The sequence below is a fragment of the Streptomyces altiplanensis genome, assembly GCF_053591575.1.
On the sequence record NZ_JBSFUB010000069.1, the window covers coordinates 1 to 22,993 of the forward strand.

Annotated in this window: 38 protein-coding genes; 35 read left to right on the plus strand and 3 right to left on the minus strand. The window is 70.3% G+C overall.

The annotated features are described in order from the left end of the window. The 14 genes from ACWD0Y_RS25575 to ACWD0Y_RS25640 form a co-directional block, all read left to right on the plus strand. Positions 1-449, plus strand: a 449-nt coding sequence (locus ACWD0Y_RS25575; protein WP_450262657.1) for a hypothetical protein, incomplete at its 5' end; no start/stop codon positions are given. After that, positions 446-1,444, plus strand: a complete 999-nt coding sequence (locus ACWD0Y_RS25580) for a DNA cytosine methyltransferase (protein ID WP_450262658.1) — start codon at positions 446-448, stop codon at positions 1,442-1,444. The genes ACWD0Y_RS25575 and ACWD0Y_RS25580, both read left to right, overlap by 4 nt. Then, positions 1,441-1,665 carry a hypothetical protein gene (locus ACWD0Y_RS25585; protein WP_450262659.1) on the plus strand — a complete coding sequence of 75 codons (225 nt, stop codon included), beginning with the start codon at positions 1,441-1,443 and terminating at the stop codon, positions 1,663-1,665. The genes ACWD0Y_RS25580 and ACWD0Y_RS25585 overlap by 4 nt, the downstream gene beginning before the upstream one ends. Continuing rightward, a complete protein-coding gene (locus ACWD0Y_RS25590; protein ID WP_450262660.1) occupies positions 1,662-1,955 on the plus strand; it encodes a hypothetical protein in 294 nt (97 codons plus the stop codon). The genes ACWD0Y_RS25585 and ACWD0Y_RS25590 overlap by 4 nt, the downstream gene beginning before the upstream one ends. Beyond that, a complete protein-coding gene (locus ACWD0Y_RS25595) occupies positions 1,955-2,257 on the plus strand; it encodes a hypothetical protein (protein WP_450262661.1) in 303 nt (100 codons plus the stop codon). Before ACWD0Y_RS25590 ends, ACWD0Y_RS25595 begins: the two co-directional genes overlap by 1 nt. A 13-nt stretch (positions 2,258-2,270) precedes the next feature. Further along, complete coding sequence (locus ACWD0Y_RS25600; protein WP_450262662.1) at positions 2,271-3,797, plus strand: DnaB-like helicase N-terminal domain-containing protein; 1,527 nt, start codon at positions 2,271-2,273, stop codon at positions 3,795-3,797. A 374-nt stretch (positions 3,798-4,171) separates the two neighbouring features. After that, a complete protein-coding gene (locus tag ACWD0Y_RS25605) occupies positions 4,172-4,723 on the plus strand; it encodes a hypothetical protein (RefSeq protein WP_450262663.1) in 552 nt (183 codons plus the stop codon). Further along, entirely contained in the window at positions 4,723-4,866 is a 144-nt protein-coding gene (locus ACWD0Y_RS25610; protein WP_450262664.1) for a hypothetical protein, read from the plus strand. The genes ACWD0Y_RS25605 and ACWD0Y_RS25610 overlap by 1 nt, the downstream gene beginning before the upstream one ends. A 112-nt stretch (positions 4,867-4,978) precedes the next feature. Next, complete coding sequence (locus ACWD0Y_RS25615) at positions 4,979-5,152, plus strand: hypothetical protein (RefSeq protein ID WP_450262665.1); 174 nt, start codon at positions 4,979-4,981, stop codon at positions 5,150-5,152. Beyond that, on the plus strand, positions 5,149-5,472 hold the full coding sequence (locus tag ACWD0Y_RS25620; RefSeq protein ID WP_450262666.1) for a hypothetical protein: 324 nt from the start codon (positions 5,149-5,151) through the stop codon (positions 5,470-5,472). The genes ACWD0Y_RS25615 and ACWD0Y_RS25620 overlap by 4 nt, the downstream gene beginning before the upstream one ends. Continuing rightward, the gene (locus ACWD0Y_RS25625; RefSeq protein WP_450262667.1) at positions 5,469-5,897 is read left to right on the plus strand and encodes a hypothetical protein; all 429 of its coding nucleotides are present in this window, start codon (positions 5,469-5,471) and stop codon (positions 5,895-5,897) included. Before ACWD0Y_RS25620 ends, ACWD0Y_RS25625 begins: the two co-directional genes overlap by 4 nt. After that, positions 5,894-7,006, plus strand: coding sequence for a hypothetical protein (locus ACWD0Y_RS25630; RefSeq protein WP_450262668.1), 1,113 nt, complete (start codon positions 5,894-5,896; stop codon positions 7,004-7,006). Before ACWD0Y_RS25625 ends, ACWD0Y_RS25630 begins: the two co-directional genes overlap by 4 nt. Next, entirely contained in the window at positions 7,003-7,437 is a 435-nt protein-coding gene (locus ACWD0Y_RS25635) for a hypothetical protein (RefSeq protein ID WP_450262669.1), read from the plus strand. Before ACWD0Y_RS25630 ends, ACWD0Y_RS25635 begins: the two co-directional genes overlap by 4 nt. A 14-nt stretch (positions 7,438-7,451) precedes the next feature. Continuing rightward, a complete protein-coding gene (locus ACWD0Y_RS25640; RefSeq protein ID WP_450262670.1) occupies positions 7,452-8,054 on the plus strand; it encodes a hypothetical protein in 603 nt (200 codons plus the stop codon). Here ACWD0Y_RS25640 and ACWD0Y_RS25645 read toward each other — a convergent pair whose 3' ends face one another. After that, on the minus strand, positions 8,055-8,393 hold the full coding sequence (locus tag ACWD0Y_RS25645; protein WP_450262671.1) for a hypothetical protein: 339 nt from the start codon (positions 8,391-8,393) through the stop codon (positions 8,055-8,057). Positions 8,394-8,490: 97 nt separating this feature from the next. Between ACWD0Y_RS25645 and ACWD0Y_RS25650 the strand changes: the two genes are divergently transcribed. Next, positions 8,491-9,261 (plus strand): hypothetical protein, encoded by a 771-nt coding sequence (locus tag ACWD0Y_RS25650; protein WP_450262672.1) that lies wholly within the window; start codon positions 8,491-8,493, stop codon positions 9,259-9,261. 57 nt (positions 9,262-9,318) lie between these two features. Here ACWD0Y_RS25650 and ACWD0Y_RS25655 read toward each other — a convergent pair whose 3' ends face one another. After that, entirely contained in the window at positions 9,319-9,615 is a 297-nt protein-coding gene (locus ACWD0Y_RS25655; protein ID WP_450262673.1) for a hypothetical protein, read from the minus strand. A 152-nt stretch (positions 9,616-9,767) separates the two neighbouring features. Between ACWD0Y_RS25655 and ACWD0Y_RS25660 the strand changes: the two genes are divergently transcribed. From ACWD0Y_RS25660 to ACWD0Y_RS25745, 18 genes are all read left to right on the plus strand, one after another. After that, positions 9,768-10,217: a hypothetical protein gene (locus ACWD0Y_RS25660; protein ID WP_450262674.1), complete on the plus strand. Its 450-nt coding sequence runs from the start codon at positions 9,768-9,770 to the stop codon at positions 10,215-10,217. Positions 10,218-10,306: 89 nt separating this feature from the next. Then, positions 10,307-10,615: a hypothetical protein gene (locus ACWD0Y_RS25665; protein ID WP_450262675.1), complete on the plus strand. Its 309-nt coding sequence runs from the start codon at positions 10,307-10,309 to the stop codon at positions 10,613-10,615. After that, entirely contained in the window at positions 10,615-10,938 is a 324-nt protein-coding gene (locus ACWD0Y_RS25670; RefSeq protein WP_450262676.1) for a hypothetical protein, read from the plus strand. Before ACWD0Y_RS25665 ends, ACWD0Y_RS25670 begins: the two co-directional genes overlap by 1 nt. Further along, positions 10,935-11,093: a hypothetical protein gene (locus tag ACWD0Y_RS25675; RefSeq protein ID WP_450262677.1), complete on the plus strand. Its 159-nt coding sequence runs from the start codon at positions 10,935-10,937 to the stop codon at positions 11,091-11,093. Before ACWD0Y_RS25670 ends, ACWD0Y_RS25675 begins: the two co-directional genes overlap by 4 nt. 144 nt (positions 11,094-11,237) lie before the next feature. Beyond that, positions 11,238-12,260 (plus strand): protein transporter Sec31, encoded by a 1,023-nt coding sequence (locus ACWD0Y_RS25680; protein ID WP_450262679.1) that lies wholly within the window; start codon positions 11,238-11,240, stop codon positions 12,258-12,260. Further along, entirely contained in the window at positions 12,260-12,430 is a 171-nt protein-coding gene (locus ACWD0Y_RS25685; protein WP_450262680.1) for a hypothetical protein, read from the plus strand. Before ACWD0Y_RS25680 ends, ACWD0Y_RS25685 begins: the two co-directional genes overlap by 1 nt. An 8-nt stretch (positions 12,431-12,438) precedes the next feature. Next, a complete protein-coding gene (locus ACWD0Y_RS25690) occupies positions 12,439-13,002 on the plus strand; it encodes a hypothetical protein (protein WP_450262681.1) in 564 nt (187 codons plus the stop codon). Continuing rightward, entirely contained in the window at positions 12,999-13,514 is a 516-nt protein-coding gene (locus ACWD0Y_RS25695) for a hypothetical protein (protein WP_450262682.1), read from the plus strand. The genes ACWD0Y_RS25690 and ACWD0Y_RS25695 overlap by 4 nt, the downstream gene beginning before the upstream one ends. Beyond that, the gene (locus tag ACWD0Y_RS25700) at positions 13,511-14,098 is read left to right on the plus strand and encodes a hypothetical protein (protein ID WP_450262683.1); all 588 of its coding nucleotides are present in this window, start codon (positions 13,511-13,513) and stop codon (positions 14,096-14,098) included. The genes ACWD0Y_RS25695 and ACWD0Y_RS25700 overlap by 4 nt, the downstream gene beginning before the upstream one ends. A gap of 151 nt (positions 14,099-14,249) precedes the next feature. Further along, positions 14,250-14,420 (plus strand): hypothetical protein, encoded by a 171-nt coding sequence (locus ACWD0Y_RS25705; RefSeq protein ID WP_450262684.1) that lies wholly within the window; start codon positions 14,250-14,252, stop codon positions 14,418-14,420. 121 nt (positions 14,421-14,541) lie between these two features. Next, complete coding sequence (locus ACWD0Y_RS25710; RefSeq protein ID WP_450262685.1) at positions 14,542-15,087, plus strand: hypothetical protein; 546 nt, start codon at positions 14,542-14,544, stop codon at positions 15,085-15,087. Positions 15,088-15,424: 337 nt separating this feature from the next. Beyond that, on the plus strand, positions 15,425-15,898 hold the full coding sequence (locus tag ACWD0Y_RS25715; protein ID WP_450262686.1) for a DUF4429 domain-containing protein: 474 nt from the start codon (positions 15,425-15,427) through the stop codon (positions 15,896-15,898). Positions 15,899-15,964: 66 nt separating this feature from the next. Beyond that, a complete protein-coding gene (locus tag ACWD0Y_RS25720) occupies positions 15,965-16,486 on the plus strand; it encodes a helix-turn-helix domain-containing protein (protein ID WP_450262687.1) in 522 nt (173 codons plus the stop codon). Continuing rightward, positions 16,486-17,757 (plus strand): PBSX family phage terminase large subunit, encoded by a 1,272-nt coding sequence (locus tag ACWD0Y_RS25725; RefSeq protein ID WP_450262688.1) that lies wholly within the window; start codon positions 16,486-16,488, stop codon positions 17,755-17,757. The genes ACWD0Y_RS25720 and ACWD0Y_RS25725 overlap by 1 nt, the downstream gene beginning before the upstream one ends. After that, a complete protein-coding gene (locus tag ACWD0Y_RS25730; RefSeq protein ID WP_450262689.1) occupies positions 17,754-17,984 on the plus strand; it encodes a hypothetical protein in 231 nt (76 codons plus the stop codon). The genes ACWD0Y_RS25725 and ACWD0Y_RS25730 overlap by 4 nt, the downstream gene beginning before the upstream one ends. Further along, positions 17,984-18,187, plus strand: a complete 204-nt coding sequence (locus tag ACWD0Y_RS25735; protein WP_450262690.1) for a hypothetical protein — start codon at positions 17,984-17,986, stop codon at positions 18,185-18,187. The genes ACWD0Y_RS25730 and ACWD0Y_RS25735 overlap by 1 nt, the downstream gene beginning before the upstream one ends. Then, on the plus strand, positions 18,174-19,685 hold the full coding sequence (locus ACWD0Y_RS25740; protein ID WP_450262692.1) for a phage portal protein: 1,512 nt from the start codon (positions 18,174-18,176) through the stop codon (positions 19,683-19,685). Before ACWD0Y_RS25735 ends, ACWD0Y_RS25740 begins: the two co-directional genes overlap by 14 nt. Beyond that, on the plus strand, positions 19,685-20,824 hold the full coding sequence (locus ACWD0Y_RS25745; protein ID WP_450262693.1) for a phage minor capsid protein: 1,140 nt from the start codon (positions 19,685-19,687) through the stop codon (positions 20,822-20,824). Before ACWD0Y_RS25740 ends, ACWD0Y_RS25745 begins: the two co-directional genes overlap by 1 nt. Here ACWD0Y_RS25745 and ACWD0Y_RS25750 read toward each other — a convergent pair. After that, positions 20,821-21,069 (minus strand): hypothetical protein, encoded by a 249-nt coding sequence (locus ACWD0Y_RS25750; RefSeq protein WP_450262694.1) that lies wholly within the window; start codon positions 21,067-21,069, stop codon positions 20,821-20,823. The genes ACWD0Y_RS25745 and ACWD0Y_RS25750 overlap by 4 nt on opposite strands. A 128-nt stretch (positions 21,070-21,197) precedes the next feature. On the opposite strand from ACWD0Y_RS25750, the gene ACWD0Y_RS25755 reads away from it, so the two are divergent. Then, positions 21,198-22,004 (plus strand): hypothetical protein, encoded by an 807-nt coding sequence (locus tag ACWD0Y_RS25755; RefSeq protein WP_450262696.1) that lies wholly within the window; start codon positions 21,198-21,200, stop codon positions 22,002-22,004. Between the two features lie 13 nt (positions 22,005-22,017). After that, on the plus strand, positions 22,018-22,932 hold the full coding sequence (locus ACWD0Y_RS25760) for a P22 phage major capsid protein family protein (RefSeq protein ID WP_450262697.1): 915 nt from the start codon (positions 22,018-22,020) through the stop codon (positions 22,930-22,932). Positions 22,933-22,993 lie beyond the last annotated feature (61 nt).

Sequence of the window (22,993 nt, forward strand, 5' to 3'; positions counted from 1 at the left end):
TCCGCACCAAGCTCCGCGGCGACGCCCGGCTCCACCACCTCCTCCTCACCATCGGCAGCTTCATCAAGGCCGCCGACATGGTGGTCATGGAGGGCCCGTCGTACGGCCACGCCGGGCTCGGCGGACACGAGGAACTCGCCGGCCTCCGGTGCGCGATCCGCCTCGACTGCTACCGCCGAGGCATCCCGTACGGCATCGTCCCGCCCTCCTCGCTCAAGCTGTTCGCGACCGGGTCCGGCCGGGCCACCAAGGGCGAGATGCGATCGGCCGTTGCCGACCGGTTCGGGCACCACACCGAGGGCGTCGGCCGGTACGACCAGGCCGACGCATACGCCGCCCTGGCGGCCGGGCTGCACTGGCTCGGCTACCCGCTCGCCACCGTCCCGGAGCGCCAGGCGCAGGCGCTGGACGGCTGCGCGTGGCCCGAGATTGTGGCGGCAGCCCAATGACGATCCGCATCGGCTCCCTCTGCTCCGGATACCGCGGCCTGGACATGGCCGTAGAAGCCGTGTTCGGCGGCACCACCGCATGGGTCTCCGACATCGACCCCGGCGCCTCCGCGATCCTCGCCCACCACTGGCCGGACACCCCGAACCTCGGCGACCTCACCACAACCCTGTGGGAGGACGTCGAGCCCGTCGACATCGTCTGCGGCGGCTACCCCTGCCAGCCCTTCAGCTCCGCCGGCCAACGGAAAGGAACCGGCGATGAGCGCCACATCTGGCCGTGGATTGCCCGTGCCCTTGGGGTTCTTCGACCCCGAGTCGCGATCTTTGAGAACGTCGCAGGCCACCTTCGACTCGGATTCGACACCGTCCTCGCCGACCTTGCCGCCCTCGGGTTCGATGCGGAGTGGTGCACTGTTCGCGCGTCGGAGGTCGGCGCTCCCCACCAGCGCAACCGCCTCTTCATCCTCGCCACTGCTTCCGACGCCCCGCACCTCGGACACGAACGGGGCGGGGCTCCATGGGGACGGGGGCATGGACCTGCGGACCACGGTGACGCTGCTCCCCACGCCGACGGCGTCGTTCCCCGGGACCACGGCGAACTTCCGGCCGGACGGGACGCCGTACAGGGAGGGGTACGGGCCGACGCTCCTCGATGCGGCACGGCACCTGCTGCCCACGCCGACCGCGTCGGACGGGGACCGGGTGAGCCCGACCTACGGGCGGGGCAACCCGACGCTGCTTGGGGCCGCTTCGCCCCTGCGATCCGGCGGTGGGAGCACACTGCCGGGCGACGAGCCCCCTGGGCAACTGACGCTCGGAATCGCCTGAACCCGCAGTTCGTCGAGTGGCTCATGGGCCTGCCCGCCGGCCACGTCACCGACGTCCCCGGGCTCACCCGCAACCAAATGCTGCACGCCCTCGGCAACGGCGTCGTCCCCCAGCAGGCCGAGGCCGCCATCAGGCTCCTCGCTGCCCGTGCCAGCGCCGCAGCGTGAGCACCGCCCGCATCACCGCGGCCCTGTTCGTCGACTGCGGCCAGACCCGCCACGACGGCACATACGTCCGCCCGCCCCGCGCCCGCTACGAGTGCCTGTCCTGCCACACCACCGAGGGACCCATCACCGGGCCCACCAAGGTCGCCACGTTCGTCGGCCGTATCCGCACCGACCACCGGGCCACCTGCCCGGCCACCACCGAAGGAGCACAAGCCGCATGACCACCATCAAGTTCGACTCCAAGGTCCTCGCCGACGTCGAGAAAGCCATCCGCCCCCACGCCCGCGAGCTGTTCAACAACCTCGGCACCAACGTCATGGCCATCGTCGAGATCTCCTCCGTCGAGCGCACCGAGCAGGGCCCCGACGAGGAGAAGGACGACGTCGTCAAGGTCCGCGTCGTCGACATCGAGATCGCCGCCGACGAGTTCACCGACGAGAAGCTGCGGCAGCAGGCCAGCACCATGCACCGCCAGCGCACCGCCGCCGGAACCCTCGACTCGGTCGCCTGATGGCCGGGCGCGCGAGCAGGAAGGACGGCGACGACTCCCGCTGCCCTTCCTGCCGCGCGCCCATCCTCCGCCAGCTCGTCGGCGACCGCGCCGCCCTCACCGTCACCGCAGACCTCACCGCCCTGACGCTCGAGGAACAGGCCGCTGCTCGAGAGCCCAACCGCCTCATCTGGTGCCTCATCACGAACCGGTTCGGCGCCCGCCGCCTCACCTGGATCACCTCCTGGCACCGCACGGACTGCCCCCACCAGCACGTCACCGAACACCGCTGCCCGCCCCAGCAGCCCACCACCCTTTTCTGAGCAAGGAGCCCCCGTGGAGAACGTCCGCCACATGCCGCGCGACCAGGCGGACCTGGACGGCCTCAACCGCACACCCGCCGCCGACATCGCGGCCGAACGCGCCCTGCTGGCCAACTGCATCCACGACCCCTACGACCCCCCACGCGAATACCGCGAAGCCGCCGAGATCATCACCACCGACGACTTCACCCACCCCGCCCACCGCCTCCTGTGGGACGTCATCGGCCACCAGATCAGCGAACGCAACCCGACCACCCCGGTCGCACTGCGCGCCGCCATCGACAAGCTCGGCCAGCTCCGCACCGTCGGCGGCGGCCCGTACATCTTCGACGTCGCCGGAGACGCCGGCGGCGGCAGCGCTGAATACTTCGCCGGCATCGTCCGCGAGAAGGCCCGGCTTCGCCGCATCGACGAGTTCGCCATCGCCCTGCGCGCGTCCGTCCTGTCCGGCGCCGAGCCCGATGAGCTCGACGAGAAGATCACCGCCTACATCCGCGACCGGAGCACCACCAACACCGGCGACCCCTTCGCCCAACGGCTCCTGCCCGGCGGCAGCTTCATCCTCGACCGGCCCGACACCGTGCCCGCCCTGTGGGGCGCCGGAGAGAACGTCATCTGGGCCGAGGGCGAGGCCCTCCTGATCGCCGGGCCCTCCGGCGTCGGCAAGACCACCGTCGCCCAGCAGGTAATCCTCGCCGCCATCGGCGTCCACCACCACGGCGTCCTCGGCCTCCCCGTCCGCCGCTTCAACCGCATCCTCTACCTTGCCTCCGACCGCCCCCAGCAGGCCGCCCGCTCCATGGCCCGCATGGTCACCCCCGACGACCGCGAACTCCTCGACGAACGCCTCGTGTTCTGGCCCGGCCCGCCCCCCGCCGACTTCATCAAGGACCCCGGCATCCTCCTGCGCCTGTGCCAGGCCGCGAACGCCGACGCCGTCTGTCTCGACTCCCTCAAGGACATGGCTGGCGAACTCGCCTCCGAGGAAGGCGGCCAGGCCATCAACCAGGCTATCCAGCGCACCCTTGTCGAGGGCATCGAAGTCATCGGCCTCCACCACCACCGCAAGCAGGGAGGCGGGAAGGACGGCGGGAAGGAAGCCACCTCCCTGGACGAGCTGTACGGCTCCACCTGGATCACCGCCGGAGCTGGATCCGTCATCAGCCTCTGGGGATCCGCGGGCGAGCCCATCGTCAGCCTCCGCCACCTCAAGCAGCCGGCCGGTGAGTGCGGGCCCTGGAAGCTCAAGCACGACCACCCGCGGGGCCGTACCGAGGTGTGGCACCAGGTCGACATCCTCGGCCTGCTGAAGGCGGCCGGCAGTGCCGGGCTCACCCCGGCCGCGCTCGCCGTGAACCTGTACCCGAACCCGAAGTCCAAGCCCACCACGTCGGAGATCGAGAAGGCCCGGCGTCGGCTGGACCAGTACGTGGAGCAGGGCCTCGCGGTGATGCGGAAGACCGGTCTGTCCCGTACTGCGCCTGTTGCGTACTTCGCCGCTTTTGATGAGCAAGGGGTGCTTATCGATGACGACGCGTAAGGACCGTGGGAGCTTCACGCACCTGTTCACGCGCTTCACGTTGATCAAGGAAATCGGGCTTCACGAACGCTTCACGCGCTTCACGTTGATCAAGAACCGTGCAGGTCACAGCTTCACGCGACCCTTCACGCCGCTTCACGCACCCCAGCTTCACGCGCCGCTTCACGCAAAACTTCACGCGCTTCACGTTGATCAAGGAACCCGCAGGTCACAGCTTCACGCTCGCTTCACGCAGAGCTTCACGCGACCCCCCTCTACTACGTAGAGGGAGGGGGTCGCACCCAAAACCCCATCACCGGCAGCCACCCCGACACCGCCGCCTGACCGCGCATCCGGTTCCACGACACCCCGCGCGACACGAGAGGAAGACCGCCATGACCGAGCAGGAGCTCACTGAAGCTCAGCGCGAGAAGCGCCGCACCCAGGCCCGCGACATCATCGAGACTCGGCTCCGCGAGACGTGGCCTGCCTGGCGCCGCCCCGGACGGAAGCCCGCGTTCGGACTCGCTGCGGACATCGCCCTCGACTCCCTTGGCGAACTCGCCGCCGAGATCCTCGTGGACGGAACGATGATGCGCGCCCTCACCATCAAGGACGGCGTCGCCACCCTCGAACTCGCCGAGGCCACCGAGATGGTCCGCATCTTCGCCGCCGGGATGCGCGGCTGCCTCGACGGCCATGGAGCCTCGAATTACGTCGAGATGGAGATGGTCGACGGCACGACCGGCGACGCGTACACCGTCACGGTGCAGCGCCGCAGCAGGCCGACCCCGCACCAGTTCCGGCAGCAGGCCGAACAGGCCCGGGACGAGGTGCTCCGGCTGGTCTCCGAGTGGGCACGGAGCAGCGAGGGGCGCGACGTCCTCGTCGAAGACCTGGAGCGGGCCGGGTATCCGCTGCCCGAGACCGGCGAGGACGGCAGCTGATGACCGACACCAGCCAGGCCGCCGACGAGCGCGAGCGCGAGCAGGCGTTCATCGACATCTACGGCCCCCAGCCCACGGCGCCCGTCATCACGCCCACCGAGACCGGCACCGAGACCGTCATCGTCACCGGCGGCGTCCTGTGACCGCCGTCGTGCTGTTCGTCGTCCTCGTCATCGTCACCACCGGCCTCCCCCTCGCCCACTGGGCCCACATCCCGCCCTACACCCCGTGGAAGCGCAGCAAGGAGCCGACCCAGTGAGCGCCCCGTCCAGTAGCCCGCGCGGCGAGAAGGCCGGCCGCCCCGGCACCCGGTGGGAGACCGAACTCCGCACCATCGAGCAGCTCGTCGACGACGACGCACCCGATCCGCCGCGCCCGAACCGCAAGACCCGCCGCGCCCGCACCCGAGCCGCCAGGAGGAACCGATGAGCCCCACCCGACCCGAGCAGCCCGTCCACCCGCCGTACAGCGGCCCCGAGGTCACCTGCACCAAGTGCGGCCACGGGGGCGCCTTCACCACGTACCGCGGCTACGGCCAGTGCCTCCACGGTGACCTCGCCGAATCCATCGGCTACGAGCCGAACCCGCGCCTCCACCGCGAGTGCGAGCGCTGCTCGTTCTCCTGGGACGAAGCGACCGTCGAGCCCGAGCCGAGCACCGTCGAGATCACGATCCAGCCCGACACAACCGCCATGCAGGAAGCCATCCGCCAGGCGCGCCGCGAGAGCGGACTCGGGAGGCGTCGATGACCCGCCGCAGTCGTACCGAACGTGTCCTCGTGGCCGGCGCCGCCCTCACATCCCTCACCGCAGGAGCCTGCGCATGGCGGCAGGAGTACGGGGCCGCGGTCATCTGCGTCATCGTCTCCGCCGCCCTCATTGAGATGGCCGCCCGTGAAGGGATAGCCCACCGTGAAGCTCAGGCCCGCGCTGAGCGCCTCGCACGCCCCAACCCACCCCAGCACCCCAACCCGCCCACGCTCGTCGCCTGCTGCGCCTCCTGGGCCGCCGCACCCGGCCAAGGCCACGACCGCACCTGCACCCACAGCCGCGCCACCCGCGACGGCATCGTCCTCGGCTGGAACGACCTCGACAGGGCGTGCTGCCTCCGCGCCTGGGAATCCCACGGCACCACCCACGACACGACCACCTGCACCAGGACGGACGCAGCATGACCGAGCCCCGCCACACCACGGACACGATCACCAGCGACGCACTCGACGCCCTGTACGCCGAGCTGGAAGCCGCCAAGCAGTTCGCCCGCTCGTGCGCCAAGGACACCGAGAAGGCCCTGAAGCGGCAGCGCAGCGCCAAGCTGCATGCCGACCTGCTCCAGGGCGACCTGGACACCCTGCGCGGTGGCCTGCGCGAGCTCGGCGGCGACCCCACCCAGGTGCAGAACCTGTGGGCGCAGATCAGCCTCCGCAACCGGCAGTGGCGGCAGGAGAAGCAGCGCGCCGAGCGGGCCGAGGCCGCCATCGACCGCGTCCGCAGCCTCGCCACCCAGTGGGCCGTCCTCCGCACCTACGGCAGCGCCGCCACCGAACTCCGCACCGCCCTCAACGAGCCCCAGGAGCCCGCCTCGGACACTGTCCGGACAACCCCGGACACCCCGTCCTGCGACTGTCCGCCCCTCCAGGTCTGCGACACCTGCCAAGGCATCACACCCGGAACTCCCTCGCTGGACAGCGATCCGGACACGACGGACAGCGACCCGGACAGCCTCCGCGACCGGTACGCGGCGGCGATCGAGGACTGCCGCACCCTCACCCCAACCGCCCTCACCGACGTTGTCCTCGCCGTCCGCGACACCCTCGTCGAGGAGCTCACCGCCGAGCTGGCCGCGCTGAAGACGATCGGCGCCGGTTACTGCCCTCACTGCGGCCGAGGCGACTGCTCGCCCAGCGCCGACCAGTGGCGCGAGCAGCAGCAGCGCGCCGAGGAGGCCCAGGCCGCTATCGAGCGGGTGCGGGAGGTGGCCGGCCTGTGGTTCCGCGAAGGGGCACCGGGCCCGACGCGTGAGGCAGGCCGCTTCATCCTCCGAACCCTCAATGAGTCCAGTCCGGCAGCGACCGAGCTTGAGAAGACCGCCCGCGTGTACGCCGCCCTCCACCAGTCCGCCGAGCAGGACGTCACCCGCGTCACCGCCCTGTACGAGCAGTGGGTGAAGGCCGGGCCCCCACCGATCGGCACGCCCATGTCCCGCTGGTGGGACAGACGCCTCGCCGAACTACACGACGCAATCCTCCCTCCCACCAACCAGCCCAAGGAGCCGACCACGTGAGCAACACCGACACCTGCCTCAACTGCGAGCACCGGTGGGCCGACCACGGCCAAGAGATCTGCGGTCAGACCTCGTTGGATCCCAACAGCCCGTACGCCTGCGGCTGCACCCGGGTCAGCAACGACCGGCCCACCCCGACGCGTGTTGAGCTCTACGACGAGCAGGAAGGCGAGTGGGGGCCCGTCGACGGCATCACCCACATCGAGATCACCCCCGAACCCGGCCGGTTGGTCCGCATCCTCCAGCCCACCCCGGAACAGCGTGAGCAACTCCTCACGACCATGACCCGCGTCAGCCAGGGCCTCGCCGCGTTCGCTGAGGCCCTCCAACAGGCCCGGCCCATGGCCGAGCAGTTCGAGGCTGCCGGCCGCCGCACCCGGGACCGGCCCGCGTGGCAGTCCCCGTACGGCCCACCCACCCGCAACCACTGAAGGAGTCACACCCCATGGACCAGCGCACCCGCATCCACCTCAAAGCCATCGGCGACGAACTCAAGCCCACCGCCACCACCCCCGACGGCTCCACAGCCCAGCTGTTCATCTCCGGCATGCTCACCGGCATGGCCACCGCGGTCCGGATCGCCGACGGATCCACCGCCGAGAAAGCCCTGCAACTCCTCGCCGAGCAGCTCGCCGCCGCCACCGGCCGCGCCTGCCCCGACGGCAAGCCCGACCAGGCCACCGCGCCCACCGACACCGTGCAGCACTGGACCGACCAGGCCGCCACCTACGCCGAGCAGCGCGACGGGGCGTACCGCGAGCGCGCCCATCTCGTCGCCTGGCTCGCCGCCCTCCACCCCTCCGTCATCGTGCCGGCCCCCGACGTGGAGGAGCCCGGGTGGCAGATCGTCTACATCACGGCCGGGGGCTGGCAGATGTCGTGGCACATCGCGCCCGGTGACGCCGAACTGTTCAAGGACGTCGAGCACGTGCCCGCTGATGACCCGCGGGCCCTGTGGGACGGCCACAGCACCGAGCAGAAGTACACGCGGATCCGCCAGCACACCCGCGTGATCCACACCAATCAACGGCTGAACAAGTGGAAGTGACTACATCCCCAAAGCGGTGTCCAAAGAGGCGCGCACCCGCTTCTCACGGCTCTCTGCAGCCAGCGCCCGCTCACGCCACAACGCGCACTCCGGGCAAGAGGAAGGGGGATCGTGCGGCAGCTGCTCCTGAGCTGGAACCGACCGACGAGCACGCAACTCCCGCTCCCTCTTGGTCGCCTGGACATCTGCCGCCGCGAACAGGTTGCAGCCGTTCGGCCCCTTCCCCACAACCGACAGCCGACCGGCCGCCTTCATTGCATGAACCGCATCCGGTCGGACTCCGAGCAGCTTGGCCGCCTCGTTCGTGTTCAACATCGCGGTCTCTTGGTTGGTTGTCATGCCGACGCAACGACCCACAACCACCAATGGCCACCGGTGATCACAGCGATTCACCCATCGGAGTTACTCACACCTCACCAGCTCACCGGAGCGCACGATGACCACCACCGAGCAGGCCCACCTCACCACCGTGATCCGCCACTGGACCGACCTCCGCGACGCACTCGGCGCCCCCGCCAAAGTGGCCAGCTTCGGAGTGGGACTCCGCGGGTACCTCGCCGCCCTCGACCGCATCGACGAACAGCAAGCCGAAGCCGACCGCCAGGCCGCCCTCGACCGCCGCCTCCTGGAGCGCGACCCCTCCCAGATCGGGGAACGCCCCACGCCGGTCCGCATCGCGATCTTCGACACCATGCAGGCCGTCCACGCGGACCTCCTGGAGTGCGCGGATGCGACCGCCGCCGGCGTCCAGCGCGAGCCGATGCGCGGCCCTGCGCCCAACCCTCAGTGGCCGGACTCCTCGAAGGGCCGCCGGATCATGGAAGCCGACCGCGCGCGGACCGCTGTCCTCGCGATGCAGGACGCCCACGACCCCCGCCGCTGGAAGTGGGCCGGGCCGCGGCCCACCGCACCCCTGGCCGCGCTCTGGCTCCTCGGCCGCGTACAGGGAGCACCCGGCCCGTTCCACCGCCTGACCCCCCAGCAGGCCGGGTACATAGCCTCCGTCGCCCGCAGCGCAGCCGACCGGGTGGAGAAGGCCCTCGACATCGCCGCCCAGCTCGCACCCATCACGAAGCCGTGCCCCGAGCTCCGCAACCTCGTACCGTGCGGCGGCCGCATCGAAGTCCGCGGCGGGGCCGGCGCATCCCCGCTCGCGCACTGCGTCCGGTGCGGTCGGATCTGGAGCGAGCAGGGCGTAGCGGCGTAGCCCGGACAGCAGTGGGCCCCCGCCTCGTCGAGGTCGGGGGCTCACGCATGCGTACGCCTACTCGGCCTCGTCAGCCTTCGGCCGCTTGGTGCCGCGCTTACCGGTGGCGATCTGCTGCGCGCGGGTCGGGTGCACGCCGCCGAGCGCCTCGTCCGCGATCTGCTTCCACGTCTTGCCCTGCTGCTTGAGCGCCAGGACGCGCCGCTGACGGAGCTCCCGGAGCTGCGCGTGATAGTTCGGCCACTCGTCCAGGACCACTGTTGCCGCGCGCGCGGCTTCCGCGTCGTCCTCGATGGCCTCTAGCGCCTCGATGGCTTCCACCAGCCTCCGCACCTCCTCGGGTTGATCCGTCACTCGCACTCCCTTTCCGCTCGGGAGCGGCTCTGCACAACAGAATAGACCCTAGGGTCTTGCATTCCTAGACCCTAGGGTCTAGCTTGTTCCTTGTGAGGCCGCCCACCGCGATCTCCGAAGCCCCGAGCGTATCCACGTCACAGGAGGACGAGATGGCCGCCACCAAGCTCTACAAGCGCACCGAGAACGGCGTCACCACACTCATCTCCCTGAAAGAGGGATCGGCGGAGATGACCCACGCCCAGACGGACGGCAAGCGCCACGTCCGGGAGATGTTCGCGGGCAGCACCGGAGCGCGGATCACCTACCACGACGGCCGCAGGGTCTTGCTGCTCAAGGTGGACGCCCCGGAGGAGAAGGCGGTCGAGAACACCCCGGAACCGGCCGCCGAAGAAGTGGCCTTCGAGCACTGCATGCCGGTTGCTGGCGGCAAGGTCCACACCCTTGCGCCGGGCGAGCCCGAAGGCGACGCGTTCCCGCTGTGCCGGACCGGCGGCAGCACGAACCGCGGTACCCGGTACCGCGTCGTGAACGCCCCCCTCACCTGCGCCACATGCATGACCTACGAGCAGCGCCGGCAGGCCGCCCGCGCGGCGCAGTAACCACCCCAACCACAGAGCGGCCCCGGCCGGCGCTCGCAACGCCATACGGCCGGGGCCAGTCACCAACCTGACGTGACCAGGAGATGACCGTGACCGAGAGTACCCACCCCACCCCCCTTGACGAAGCGCTGGCCCGCATCCTGTCCGAGCCCACATGGGCACAGCAGCTCAGCACCGCCACCGCATCCGCGCTCGAAGACACCCCGTTCATCGTCATGGACGGCTGGCTGCTCACCTCCGCGATCAACACCGCGATCGCGCAGGTCCTCGCCGGGCTCCCCGGGATCGTCGCCGCCGAGGCCCTTACCCGCATGTACACGGTCATGCCCCAGGCCCGCCCGCGCGAGACGGCTGGCGAGTACGCCCTCCGTCTCCGTGCCGCCGCGAAGGGCCTGTGATGACCACCGCCCAGCGCGACGCCGCGCCCCAGCTCGCCCTGACCGGTATCAAGGACGCCGACGCCGACAGGATCAAAACCATCCTGCGCGCCGTCACTGACCGGCTGGACGCCATGAACCGCCGCGCCGCCATGAACCCGCGCACCCGGCACGTGGAGATCCAGATCGCCGTCTGGGACCACCACGGCGACTACAACACCAGCCCGGTTGTCGGGCGGGACATCGTCGCAGTCCTCACCGCCGTCCGGGGCATCCCGATGACCGGCACCCGCGCGGAGTACGCCGCCCGCCTGCACGTCGCCCTCGGGGCGGTGCGCCTGTGAGCACCGGCCAGCCCACCCCGCCCCCGCGTGCGTGCGGCACCTGCACCGGCGCCGGCGGCAAGACCGTCGACACCAGCAGCGACGGCGTCACCCGCCAGCACTGGCAGACCTGCCAGGACTGCCACGGCACCGGCTTCGCAGGGGGTGGCCGCTGATGCGCGCCTTCTACCTCCTGGCGACGCTCGCGCACGTCGTGATCCTCGCCGTGATCATCACCCGCCACATCGTCGGCTGACTCACCCCGACCGGCCGGGCCGCCCCCTCCTGCGGCCCGGCCCCCCTTCGCCCTGGAGCGCACCGTGAAGACCCGCGTAGAGACCCGCACGAGGCAGGTCCTCCACACCGTCGACGGCATCCCCGAGCTGGTCGACGACGAGTACCAAGTCGTCGTCCCCGTCCCGCCCCGCGACTGGGACCACATCGTCCTGAGCGGCGTCCTCACCGCGGCAGGCGCCATGGTCGCGATCAGCGTCATCTGGTCCACCGCGTCCATCGGAGACTTCCTTGCCCGCGCCGTGGTCGCCCCCATCGCCTACCTCGGCGCCGTTGCGTTCGGCCTCGCCTGGATCTCCTGCATGGCCCTGGAGTGGCACGCCCGCTACGACCCCGCCCGCGCCCGACGCCCGCGCATCGCCGGGAACATCGCCCTCCTCATCGAGATGGGCGCCGTCTGCGCGCACGGCCGCGTCGAGGACTCCCTCCCCGTCGGCGTGGCCGGCGCGGTCATCTCCGCCGTCGCCAAGGGCATGTGGACGGTCACTCTGGCCCACCAGGCGCGCCCCATGTCGCCGCTCACGCAGAAGTGGTTCCTCAAGCGCGAGGAGCAGATGACCGCCCGTATCGCCCTGGCCGCCCGCCAGCGACAGCTGGACCGGACCGAGCAGCACGCCGCGGCCCTCACCCCGCCCGCGGCCGCCGAGGAGCCTGCTGTACCCGCGCCCGCGCCGTCTGGGCGTGCGGCCGGGACTGTCCGGTCCGCTGTCCGCGCTGTCCTGTCCACCACCCCGGACGCGTCCGTCGACGACGTCCTCGACCGGCTCGACGAACTCGGCATCGAGGCCGACGAGGACGCAGTCCGCACCCTCGTGGACAGCGCGAAGGGCGGCGGTCCGGACACGCCGGACAGCAGGTCAGACGCCACGCTGCGCCCGATCGCTCCGCCCGGGCAAACCGTCACGGACACCATCCGGACAGCACTGTCCTCCGGTATTGAGGACAAGACGGCCGTCCTGTCCTACGTCCAGAAGATCCACGGACCGAACGTCGATCCGGACAACGTCCGCCGCATCCGTAGCCGCGAGCTCGCGCGCAGGAGCGCCTGATGCGTCTCGCCCTGCTCGCCTTCCTCCTGCTCGCGATGCTCGCCGTACTCGCGCTCGTCACCCTCTGGCCGGCCCTCGACCGCCCATGGATGCTCCGCGCGGTCCGGATCGCCGCCCTGACCATCACCGCCGCGGCGTACGCCGTCACGGCCGTCACTCTCCTGCCGTAGGGACTGCGATGCCGAACAAGCCCATCACCCCCAGCCAGATCATTCCGGCGGGCGCCCCGCTGCCCATCGGGCCGCCCGGCCCCGACGACATCCCGCCCTGGCGCACCGCCCCACCGCCGCCCGCCCCGCCACCGGCGCCCCCGGCCGTACCCGTGGCCGCCCCGGATCCCCCGCCCCAGCCGGTGCACGTCTACGTCACCGTGCAGCCCGCCTACTACGAACCCGACCCGGAGCCGACCCGGCGGGAACGCCTCACCGCGTGGCTGCTCGGCCTCGGCCGGCCCTGGCAGATCGCCGGGGCACTCGCCCTGGCCCTGCTGCCCATCCCCTTCACCGGGTACAGCGCCGCGACCACCTGGGCCTACACCGTCAGCGAAGCCCGCGACGCCTGGGGACAGGGCTCCGGATACGCCCTCGCTCTCACCCCGCTCACCGTGGCAGTGCTGCGCATCACCCGCGGCGGCGGCACCCTCCGCCGCCTGCTCCTGCTGGCCATCTCCCTCGTCGGCGTGGCCGGCGCCATCGACCTGTACGACCCCGTCACCTGGATCACCGGAGTGCACCCGTCATGACCACCGCACAGACCGGCGCCACCCTCGCCGGATGCACCGTCGCCGTCGCCATCATGGCCATCTACCTGCGGAAATGGTGGACCGGCGGCCGCACGCTGAAAGACCTCTTCCCCATGGTCCAGGGCTTCGTTACCGGAGCGCTCGGCACCGTGTGTGTCGGCGGCCTCATGGGCTGGCTCTCCGGATGCACCCGCCAGACCGCGAACGGAGGCGGCGGAAAGGTCATCACCGGGACGACCGGCACAGACTCCGGTGCCCCCCTGGCCACCGGGTCCATGGGGCAACTCACCCCCGAGGGCGGCGTCGTCGTCTTCCTGATCACCGTCCTCCTCGTCGTCTCCTACAAGGCCGCGAGCAAGGACGACAAGGGGCGCCTGCTGGGCTTCCTCGCCGCCGGGATGATCCTCTGCGCCACCGCGGGCGTCGCCGGGATGCTCACCGGGCTCCCCGACCTGGTCAACAGCCTCGGTTTGTCCGGCCGAAACCTCCTCGAAGGGAACGCCTCGCTGTGACCAGCAGCCACCGGCCCGCGAACGAGGGCACCGCGGTGCAGCGCCGTACGCGCACCCTCGCAGCCGGGCAGCAGCTCCTCATCCGCGGCCTCACCGACCGCGCCACCGCCTGGGTACGCGCCGGCCGCCGCGAGGACCTCGAAGGGATCGCCGCCGTCCTCGGCTGTGTCCTGCGCATCGTTCTGCTCGTCGCCGGGGCCTACGCCACCTGGCGCGTGATCCGGCACTGGCCCGCCCTCCTGTGCGCCCTCGTCCCCGTCTGGTGCTGGGCCGCGATCCGCGCCATCCCTCCGGAGGCCCCGGGCCCGGCCGAGTCCACCGTGGCGCAGCGCGAGCAGCTGCACGCCCTCATCCGCGACCTCATCGGCGACCGCCCCGGCGTGCACCTCGCCGTCCTCCTGGAGCACCTCCAGAAGCACGGCCAGGGGGAGGACTGGAGCATCGCCACCCTGCGCACCCGCCTGCCGCTCCTCGGAGTGCCCGTCAGGAAGTCCGTGAAGGTAGCCGGCCGGGTGGCGTACGGGGTGCACCGTGACGACCTCCCGAAGCCCTCCCCGGCCGCCGCCGAGGAGAGGGCCGCGTAAGCGTCTACCACCCCGGTCTACCTGCGGATCTACCACCGCAGCTACCTCGATCTACCGGCCCATCTACCGCCGTTCTACCCGGGGCGGCCGCCATCCGCCAAGACATCGGCCGCCCCGGTCCCATCCCCATCACAGAGACAGGAACCGCATCATGGCATTCGGACGACGCTCATCATCAGCAGGCCCGGCGACCGAGGCACTGCGCGAGACCGTGCGCAGCCTCCCGGACCGGGTCGCCGACTGGACCCCGGAGCAGCGCCAGCAGCACAACGAAATCTCTGACGCCGCCTGCCGCGAACAGAACGGCCAGAGCCCCGAGTAAGGGCACACTGATGCCAGGCCCCGCCACGAATCCCCCGTCGTGGCGGGGCCTCCGCGTTCTCCCCACCACCACCCAGCGGTCACCGGTAGCATTCCGCGTCACAGAACCTCAGGGGGGAACCATGAGCCACACCACTCCACCACCGATGCCCGAGTCCCCGCCGCCGACACCGAAGAAGAACCGCACCAACGCGATCATCATCGGCGCAGCTGCTGCCGTCATCGCTGCGGTCGTCGCCACTGGGGTCGTCGTCGTGCAGTCCACAGACGACAGCAGCAAGCCGACCACCTCCGCCGCCGAGTCGAGCACCCCGGACACGGACGCCGTAGCCGACGCCGCAGAAGAACCGGACCTGGAGCCGACTTACGCCGAAGTGGACGCCGACAGTTTCGCGATCAAGCTGCGCACCACCAAGCGGCAGTGCTTCGGGTCGGCCGGCTGCAACGTGACAGTCGAGCCGGACCTGACCTACGTGGGCATCGATGACATCGACCCGGACGCGGTATACGACATCACCTATGAGATCCGCGGTGACCAGTCGGGGCCGGTCATCGCGACGGCCGAGCTCTCGGACGGGACGAGTCTGAACTTCACGCCGTCTCTGATCAGTACGGCTTCGGCGAGCAAGAAGATCTCCGTGGAGATCACCGACGTGCAGGCGGGATGAGGTCACGCCCAACCCCTGTGAGGCCCCGCCGGTTGGGTTCGGCGGGGCTTTCGCGCGCTGCCTCCGCTCTCCTCAACACCCGCAGCATCAACCTCGGCTCCCCCTCCACCTGCACCCGCAACGTCTCCGTTGCCCACCCCTGACTGCAAGCCGGAACCCGTCACCGGGTTCTGCGCCTAGTTGCAAAATCAGCTCCCCGCGCGCAGAATGAGCCGCAGATCTGGCATGCCCGGAAACAACAGCCCCGCCACCGCGCGGGGCTGACGCATTTCCCCAACCCCCTGCCCCACCCGTCCCGCCCGTGCCACGATGCCCTCTCCAGCACACAGGGGGGCACATGCTCAGCGCCAAGGGCAACAACGGCACCATCACCTTCGACGGCCACACCGTCCTCATCGAACGCAAGGGCCTCGCCGCCCGCGCCCTCGTCGGTGTCGGCGAGAAGCGCATCCCGCTCCACTCGATCAACGCCGTCCAGTGGAAGAAAGCCGGGTTCTCCGCCGGGTTCATCCAGTTCACGATCAGCGGCGGCAGCGAACGGCGCTCCCAGTTCGGCCGGCAGTCCGGTGACGCCATGCGCGACGAGAACAGCGTCACGTTCCACGTAAAGCAGATGCCCGCCTTCGAGGAACTCCGGGCCGCCATCGACGCGGCGATCGCGCAGCGGCACGCACCGCAGCAGGCGGCCCCCGCGGCGGCGCCGGCCGGATCGGTCGCCGACGAGCTGGCCAAGCTCGGCAGCCTGGTCCAGCAAGGACTCCTCACGCAGCAGGAGTTCGAGCAGCAGAAAGCCCGGCTGCTCGGCCAGTAACCCACCACCCACGTAGCCCGGCCGTGCCCCCATTGCGGCCGGGCTTTCGCATGCCCGGAGGTGACCATGACCGTCAAGAAGCCCCGCCCGGTCACCGACCAGACCCGCGCCGACGTCCGCCGCCTCCACAGCGAAGGGCTCGGCCGCAACGAGATCGCCCGCGAGCTTGACCGCAGCCCCCGCACGATCAGCGTCATCGCTGAGAAACTCGGCCTCGACTTCGACCGCACCGCAACCGCCGTCGCCACCCAGGCCCGCGTTACCGACTCCAAGGCCCGCCGCGCCGCGATCGTCGCAGGCCTCTACGACATCGCCGAGGACGAGATTGCCTACCTCAAGAAAGTCGGCGGATACCGGCTCGTCGAGGTGTCCGTGGGCGCGCCCGTTGAGTACACCGTCGGCCGGCTGCCCGCGCAGGACCGCAAGGCGCTGATCACCGGCATCAGCACGGCGACGTCCTCCGCTGCCCGGCTCGAAGCGCTCGACGGGGACCCGGGTACCGACGCCGCCCGCTCCATGCTCACCAGTCTCGCGGACGGGATCCGTCGCCTGGCCGACGCGCAGGAGGACGACGCCGGGGAGGGCTGATGCTCGACTCCCTGCCTCTGTCGCGCAAGCAGATCCGCTCGATCGCCAACGCCACAGCGCGCATCAACATCTGGCACGGGGCGATCCGGTCCGGGAAGACCATCGCGTCCCTGGTGGCCTTCCTCATCGCGATCGCCGCGGCCCCCTCATCTGGGCTCGTCGTGATCGTGGGCCGGTCGCTCCAGACCATCGAGCGCAACGTCCTTGACCCGCTCCAGGACGAAACCTTGTTCGGCCCGGTCGCAGCCCTCGTACACCACACCCGCGGCGCGACCACCGCAGTGATCCTCGGCCGGACCGTGCACCTGATCGGCGCCGCCGACTCCCGCGCAGAAGGCCGCCTGCGCGGCATGACCGCGTGCCTGGCGTACGTGGATGAGGCGACGCTGATCCCGCGCGGCTTCTGGAACCAGCTCCTCGGTCGCCTGTCCGTGCCCGGCGCACGGCTCATGGCGACAACCAACCCGGACAACCCCGGCCACTGGCTCCGCAAGGAGTTCATCAGCCGGAGCGCCGACCTGAACCTGAACAGCTGGCAGTTCACCCTCGACGACAACCCCGCCCTCGACCCGGCGTACGTCTCCTCGCTGAAGGCCGAGTACGTCGGGCTCTGGTACCGGCGGTTCATCCTCGGCCACTGGGTCCAGTCCGAGGGCGCCATCTACGAGATGTTCGACACCGAACGCCACGTCGTCACCGAGCTGCCCACCATCACCCGCTGGTTGTGCGACGCGATCGACTACGGCACCGTCAACCCCTTCGCTGACCTGCTCATCGGCCTTGGCTCCGACCAACGGCTGTACGTCGTCAGCGAGTACCGGCACGACTCCCGGGCCACCCGCCGGCAGATGACCGACTCGGAGTACTCCCAGGCGCGTCGCCGGTGGCTGACCAGCGTGCCGCACCCCGGATCGAACGTCCTCGGCATCACTCCGGAGTGGACGATCGTCGACCCGTCCGCCGCTAGCTTCATCGAGCAGCTGCACCGCGACGGCGTCAGCGGCGTCATGCCGGCGGACAACACAGTCCTCGACGGCATTCGCGGCGTGGCGAGCCTGCTCTCTGCCGACCGGCTGAGGATCCACCGTTCCTGTGTCGGCTTGATCGACGAATTGCCCGGCTACAGCTGGGACGACAAGAAAGCGGCGAAAGGCGAGGACGCCCCGGTCAAGCGGGACGACCACTCCTGTGACGCCCTGCGGTACGGGGTGCGGACGACGGAGGCTCTGTGGCGGCCGCACATCCCGACGATGCTGGAGGTAGCCGCGTGACCGGTCGGCAGGACACCGGCGATGCCCGTCTGTCCGACATCCTTCCTGAGGGCTGTGTCCTCGTCGACTACGTGGTGTCCGTGAAGGCCCTCGACGAAGACGGCGACGTGGCGATCTACAACTACCGGACGCCGGGCCTCAACGCCTGGGAGGCCCTGGGGATGCTCACCTGCGCCGCTGACGACATCCGTGCACGCATGCAGCAGAGGGAAGGAGACGAGGGCTGATGCCTGCCACGATCAAGCTGCCCGTGCTCGTCCGCGCAGGCGATACGGAGGCGTGCTGGGGCAGCATCCGGGTTCCGCTGAGAGACGGACGGATGGATGAGACCGCGTTCCGCCGAGAAATGGCCGGATTCCTTAGGGCAGCCGCCGATCACCTAGAGAACCCCAGCGAGGACGATCAGGAGGAGCCCGATGCCCCTGCCTGACCGCAACATCGTCTGGCCGCCCCCGCACCTCAAGCCCGCGCTCGACGCCATGAACACCTGGGACGCCTGGTACGGCGGCGACCCCGACCGGCTCACCGCCCTCTACGGCGGCGGCAGCGCTGGCCCCGACCCCAAGCCCGTCCAGTACGGCACCGGCGTCGTCAGCCGCATCGCCCGTTGGTGGTGGGGCTCCCCGACCGCCCCCGGCGAGCAGCGCACCAAGCTGCACGTCCCCCTGGCAGGCGACATCTGCGGCGGCTCGGCGGCGCTCCTGTTCTCCGAGGCGCCGACCTTCAAGGCCGCGGACACCGCCACCCAGAATCGGCTCGATGAGCTGTCCGATGACGGGATGCTCGCCTCGCTCCAGACTGCGGCCGAGGTCGGCGCTGCGCTCGGCGGGGTGTACCTGCGGCCGGTGTACGACCCGACGCTACGGGACCGCCCGTGGCTCGATGCGGTCCACGCCGACCGGGCTGTCCCTGAGTTCCGGTGGGGGCAGCTCTCGGCCGTCACGTTCTGGCGCAAGCTCGCCGAGGACAACGGCATCGTGCTGCGCTGGCTGGAGCGGCACGAGCCCGGCGTCATCCTCCACGGCCTCTACCAGGGCACACCGAACAAGCTCGGCATGATGGTGCCCCTTGAGGACCACCCGGCCACCGCGGGATTCGCGCCGCTCGTCAACGACCGGAGCGCCATCCCCACCGACTACAAGCGCCTCGACGTCTCGTACGTGCCGAACGCCAACGCCCGCAAGTGGAGGGGCATCCCCGCCTTGGCCGACCTCGGCCGCTCCGACCTCGAGGCCACCGAGTCGTTCATGGACAGCCTCGACGAGACGTACTCCTCGTGGATGCGGGACGTACGCCTCGCCAAAGGCAGGCTCATGCTCCCGAACTCCATGCTTCAGACCACCGGGCCCGGCCGCGGAGCATCGTGGAGCCCGGACCAGGAGATCTACTCCGGGCTCGACATGCTGACGCGTCCCGGTGACTCCAATCCGCTGACGATCGTGCAGTTCGCGATCCGCGTGAAGGAGCACCAGGACACCTGTGACCACTGGATCGACACGATCCTGCGGTCCGCGGGCTACTCGCCGCAGACCTTCGGGCGCGGCGGCGACGTCGCGATCACGGCCACCGAGGTCACGGCCAAGGAGCGCCAGTCGATGACGACCCGCGGCAAAAAAGTCCTGCGCTGGCGGCCGGCACTCAGCGACGCCCTCGCAGCTCTCCTCGCCTGTGATCAGCGGGTGTTCGGTACGCAGGTCACCGTGCAGCGGCCCACCGTCGAGTTTGGAGACTCCGTTGTCGAGGACCCGCTGACGCTGGCGAACACCCTGGAGACCCTCTCCCGCGCGGGCGCAATATCCGTACAGACGATGGTGGCAGCGCTCCACCCCGAATGGGACGCTGCCGCGCAGGCTGCGGAGACCGAACGCATCCTGACCGAGACCGGCAAGCGGATGCCGGACCCGATGCAGATGGGGGCGCTGGCCTGATGCCTGTCTCTCCAGCGATGGCCGAGGACCTCACCCGTGAGGTACGGCGCCTGTACGAAGACGCCGAGACCGCACTGCTGGAGAAACTCGCGAAGGCCCTGGAGGCGGGCATCGACTCACCGCACTGGGCGCGGTTGAAGCTCGCTTCCGTCGGTGACCTGCGCCAGGCCGTCGAGCGGATCACTGATGCGCTCCAGACGGACACCGACGGGGCCGTGGCCGAGGCGCTCATCACCGCGTACAACCGCGGCCGGCAGGCGGCCGTCGCCGAGGTGGGCGGCCTGGACATCGGGCGCGAGCTGGTGGCCCGCAGTGTCCTGCCGAATGCTCCGGCCGTTGACCGGCTCGCGGCGAGCCTGGCCGAGGACACGCGGCCGCTGTACCAGCGCATCACGCGGGCGGTCGTCGACACCTACCGGTCGATCGTCGGCCGGGTGTCCGGCGGGGTCCTCCTCGGGTCCATGACCCGCAGGCAGGCGTCGCAGCGGGCTCTGGATAAGTTCGCGAGCCAGGGCATCACCGGCTTCGTCGACAAGGCCGACCGGAACTGGGACATGGCAACGTACGCAGAGATGGCCGTGCGCTCCGTGACCGCGCGCGCGGCCATCGAGGGCCACATCGACGCCCTGGCCGAGATCCGTGTGGGCCTGGTGATCGTGTCCGATGCGCCGCTGGAGTGCGAGCTGTGCGCCCCGTGGGAGGGCGAGGTCCTCACCCTTGGCCCGCAGCCGGGGCCGCAGACGATCCGGGCAGAACACGCGATCCAGCCGACTCGGCTCCTTGCCCCGACCCACACGGTCGCGGTGCACATCGCCGGGTCGCTGCTGGAAGCGCGCGCGGCCGGCCTCTTTCACCCGAACTGCCGTCACAGCCTCAGCGCGTACCTGCCTGGGGTGACGACGCGGCCGCCGCACCACGCGACACCGGGCACGACGTACGCGGACACGCAGCGCCAGCGGGAGATCGAGCGGCACATCCGCCGCTGGAAACGTGCGCAGGCGGTCGCGATGGATGAGCAGGCGCGCCACCGCGCTGGGGTATACGTCCGCAAGTGGCAGGCCGCCATGCGCGAGCACGTTGCCGCGCATGACGACCTGCGTCGCAAGCCTGCCCGTGAGCAGACCGGCGCCGCGCGCTAGAAGGCGAAACCGCGGGACGGAGCGGTGTCTGTCTTCTTCCGAAGATCACCAGACACGCTGAACCAAGCAGCAGGCCCATAAACCGCGATCGGGTCGGCGTCCCTCGTGATGTGCCCACCCACCTCCTTCTCGAAGATGACCAGTGAGCCGTTGTCTGCGACTACGTAGCGGTACTCGCGGCCCTCTCCGTCTTCGTACGTGTAGTCGTCGTGTTGGTCGCTGATGAAGCGGATCTGAATCGACATGGCGGCACCTTAAGCCGACCTCCCGCCAGGAGCGGGCTGGTTACGGAAAGACGTCCCGCCAGGTGCGGGGCCAGCCACACCCCAGGCCGGCCAGGAGTCGGCCCCGACGCGCCCCAGGAGGGCACGACATGCACCAGCGCACCCTCGCCCGCGGCCACCGCGCCGGATGGGCTCACCCCTACTCCACCGGCCCTTTCGCCCCGTACCTGTACGCCGACGGAGGGGACGGCGACGGCTCCGATTCCAGCGGCGACGCAGGTAACAGCACCGAGGACGGCGAGGCCAGCGGCGAAGACGACGCGGGCAGCAGCACCACCGACGACGCATCCGCCAGCGGCGATGCCACCGAGGGGGCGCGCAAGCCTGCCCCGCCGAAGGGCGGCAAAGGCGAGGATCCGGCCGCGCAGGTCGCCCGGCTCACCAAGGAACTGGAAGACGCGCGCAAGGACGCGGGCAAGGCCCGCACCACAGCGAAGCAGCAGGCGGCCGAGGAGGCCAAGTCCGCCTTGGTCCAGGAGCTGGGCAAGGCGCTCGGCCTGGTCAAGGACGACGACAAGGACGCCGCCCCGCCGGACCCCGCGAAGCTCACCGCGGAGATCGAGCGTGCCACTGCGGCGCACCGCGAGACCGCGACCGAGCTGGCCGTGTTCAAGGGCGCGTCCACGCACGGTGCCGACCCCGGCAGTCTCACCGACTCCCGGTCGTTCATGGCGAAGCTCGCCAAGCTCGACCCCGCCTCGGCCGACTTCACGAAGAAGGTCGGCGACGCCATCAAGCAGGCCGTCGCCGACAACCCCAAGCTCAAGGCCGCGGGCCAGGCGTCCACGGCTTCTGCATCCGGCGAGTTCACCGGCGGGACCGGTGAGCCGGACACATCCGGTCCCCAGAGCATCGACGACATCCGGGCAGCGCGCCGCAAGCGCCGCACCGGGTAAGGAGTGAACACGCATGGCAAACACCTTCCTGACCGCGCAGGTCATTGCGCAGCAGGCCCTGGCGAACCTGTACGAGACGACCGTCATGGCGTCCCTCGTGCACCGCGACTACGAGGCCGAGTTCGCCCGCAAGCAGGGCGACGCAATCACCATCCGCAAGCCCACGACGTTCGTGGCGACCGAGTACAACCGCGCGACCGGCATCACGGTGCAGGACGCCACGGAGAACTCGGTCAACATGAGCCTCAACCACTTCGCTGACGTGTCCTTCGCGGTCACGTCCGAGGACATGACGCTCAAGGTCCAGGACTTCGACGAGCAGCTCCTCACCCCGGCGATGGAGGCGATCTCCCAGAAGATCGACCGTGACCTCCTCGCCCTGCGCACGGACATCGTGCAGGAGGTCGGCGTCGTCGCTGGAGACAACCAGTTCGCGTGGAGTGACCCGCGGGTCCTCATCGACGCCGGCCGAGTGCTGGACACGCGGAAGGTCCCCCCGTCCGAGCGCCGGGCCGCGGTGGGACCGACGATCGCCGCCAACTGGCTGGGCGACCCGCTGTTCCACGAGGCGGACAAGCGCGGCTCGACGGAGGGCCTCACCGAGGCATCCCTGGGCCGGCGCGTGTTCGGGTTCGACCCGTACATGACGCAGAACATCGCCAAGCCCGCCCAGACGTCCGGCAACTCCACCACGGAGGAGGGCCTGGCCTTCCACAAGTCCGCGTTCGCACTCGCATTCCGGCCGCTGGAGCTCCCGATGGGCGCCCGGGACGCAGCGATCGCGAACTACAAGGGCTTCGGTCTCCGCGTCGTCTACGACTACGACATGGACAAGAAGCAGATGGTCGTCTCCGTCGACTGCCTGTACGGCACGAAGACCCTCGACGCCAACCGCGCCGTGCTCATCAAGGGCGCCGACGTCGTCTGACCCTCCGCGCCCGCCCGTCACACCAGCGGGCGGGCGCCCGGTGAACCTCAGTAAGGAGAGA

Coding starts and splice junctions, on each gene's coding strand:
- ACWD0Y_RS25750 (WP_450262694.1), bottom strand. CDS start 21,069: ATGTCGATTCAGATCCGCTTCATCAGCGACCAACACGACGACTACACG.
- ACWD0Y_RS25715 (WP_450262686.1), top strand. CDS start 15,425: ATGCTCAGCGCCAAGGGCAACAACGGCACCATCACCTTCGACGGCCAC.
- ACWD0Y_RS25725 (WP_450262688.1), top strand. CDS start 16,486: ATGCTCGACTCCCTGCCTCTGTCGCGCAAGCAGATCCGCTCGATCGCC.
- ACWD0Y_RS25625 (WP_450262667.1), top strand. CDS start 5,469: ATGACCCGCCGCAGTCGTACCGAACGTGTCCTCGTGGCCGGCGCCGCC.
- ACWD0Y_RS25645 (WP_450262671.1), bottom strand. CDS start 8,393: ATGACAACCAACCAAGAGACCGCGATGTTGAACACGAACGAGGCGGCC.
- ACWD0Y_RS25630 (WP_450262668.1), top strand. CDS start 5,894: ATGACCGAGCCCCGCCACACCACGGACACGATCACCAGCGACGCACTC.
- ACWD0Y_RS25740 (WP_450262692.1), top strand. CDS start 18,174: ATGCCCCTGCCTGACCGCAACATCGTCTGGCCGCCCCCGCACCTCAAG.
- ACWD0Y_RS25705 (WP_450262684.1), top strand. CDS start 14,250: ATGGCATTCGGACGACGCTCATCATCAGCAGGCCCGGCGACCGAGGCA.
- ACWD0Y_RS25735 (WP_450262690.1), top strand. CDS start 17,984: ATGCCTGCCACGATCAAGCTGCCCGTGCTCGTCCGCGCAGGCGATACG.
- ACWD0Y_RS25720 (WP_450262687.1), top strand. CDS start 15,965: ATGACCGTCAAGAAGCCCCGCCCGGTCACCGACCAGACCCGCGCCGAC.
- ACWD0Y_RS25660 (WP_450262674.1), top strand. CDS start 9,768: ATGGCCGCCACCAAGCTCTACAAGCGCACCGAGAACGGCGTCACCACA.
- ACWD0Y_RS25620 (WP_450262666.1), top strand. CDS start 5,149: ATGAGCCCCACCCGACCCGAGCAGCCCGTCCACCCGCCGTACAGCGGC.
- ACWD0Y_RS25690 (WP_450262681.1), top strand. CDS start 12,439: ATGCCGAACAAGCCCATCACCCCCAGCCAGATCATTCCGGCGGGCGCC.
- ACWD0Y_RS25670 (WP_450262676.1), top strand. CDS start 10,615: ATGACCACCGCCCAGCGCGACGCCGCGCCCCAGCTCGCCCTGACCGGT.
- ACWD0Y_RS25760 (WP_450262697.1), top strand. CDS start 22,018: ATGGCAAACACCTTCCTGACCGCGCAGGTCATTGCGCAGCAGGCCCTG.
- ACWD0Y_RS25695 (WP_450262682.1), top strand. CDS start 12,999: ATGACCACCGCACAGACCGGCGCCACCCTCGCCGGATGCACCGTCGCC.
- ACWD0Y_RS25590 (WP_450262660.1), top strand. CDS start 1,662: ATGACCACCATCAAGTTCGACTCCAAGGTCCTCGCCGACGTCGAGAAA.
- ACWD0Y_RS25755 (WP_450262696.1), top strand. CDS start 21,198: ATGCACCAGCGCACCCTCGCCCGCGGCCACCGCGCCGGATGGGCTCAC.
- ACWD0Y_RS25605 (WP_450262663.1), top strand. CDS start 4,172: ATGACCGAGCAGGAGCTCACTGAAGCTCAGCGCGAGAAGCGCCGCACC.
- ACWD0Y_RS25610 (WP_450262664.1), top strand. CDS start 4,723: ATGACCGACACCAGCCAGGCCGCCGACGAGCGCGAGCGCGAGCAGGCG.
- ACWD0Y_RS25580 (WP_450262658.1), top strand. CDS start 446: ATGACGATCCGCATCGGCTCCCTCTGCTCCGGATACCGCGGCCTGGAC.
- ACWD0Y_RS25745 (WP_450262693.1), top strand. CDS start 19,685: ATGCCTGTCTCTCCAGCGATGGCCGAGGACCTCACCCGTGAGGTACGG.
- ACWD0Y_RS25685 (WP_450262680.1), top strand. CDS start 12,260: ATGCGTCTCGCCCTGCTCGCCTTCCTCCTGCTCGCGATGCTCGCCGTA.
- ACWD0Y_RS25595 (WP_450262661.1), top strand. CDS start 1,955: ATGGCCGGGCGCGCGAGCAGGAAGGACGGCGACGACTCCCGCTGCCCT.
- ACWD0Y_RS25650 (WP_450262672.1), top strand. CDS start 8,491: ATGACCACCACCGAGCAGGCCCACCTCACCACCGTGATCCGCCACTGG.
- ACWD0Y_RS25710 (WP_450262685.1), top strand. CDS start 14,542: ATGAGCCACACCACTCCACCACCGATGCCCGAGTCCCCGCCGCCGACA.
- ACWD0Y_RS25640 (WP_450262670.1), top strand. CDS start 7,452: ATGGACCAGCGCACCCGCATCCACCTCAAAGCCATCGGCGACGAACTC.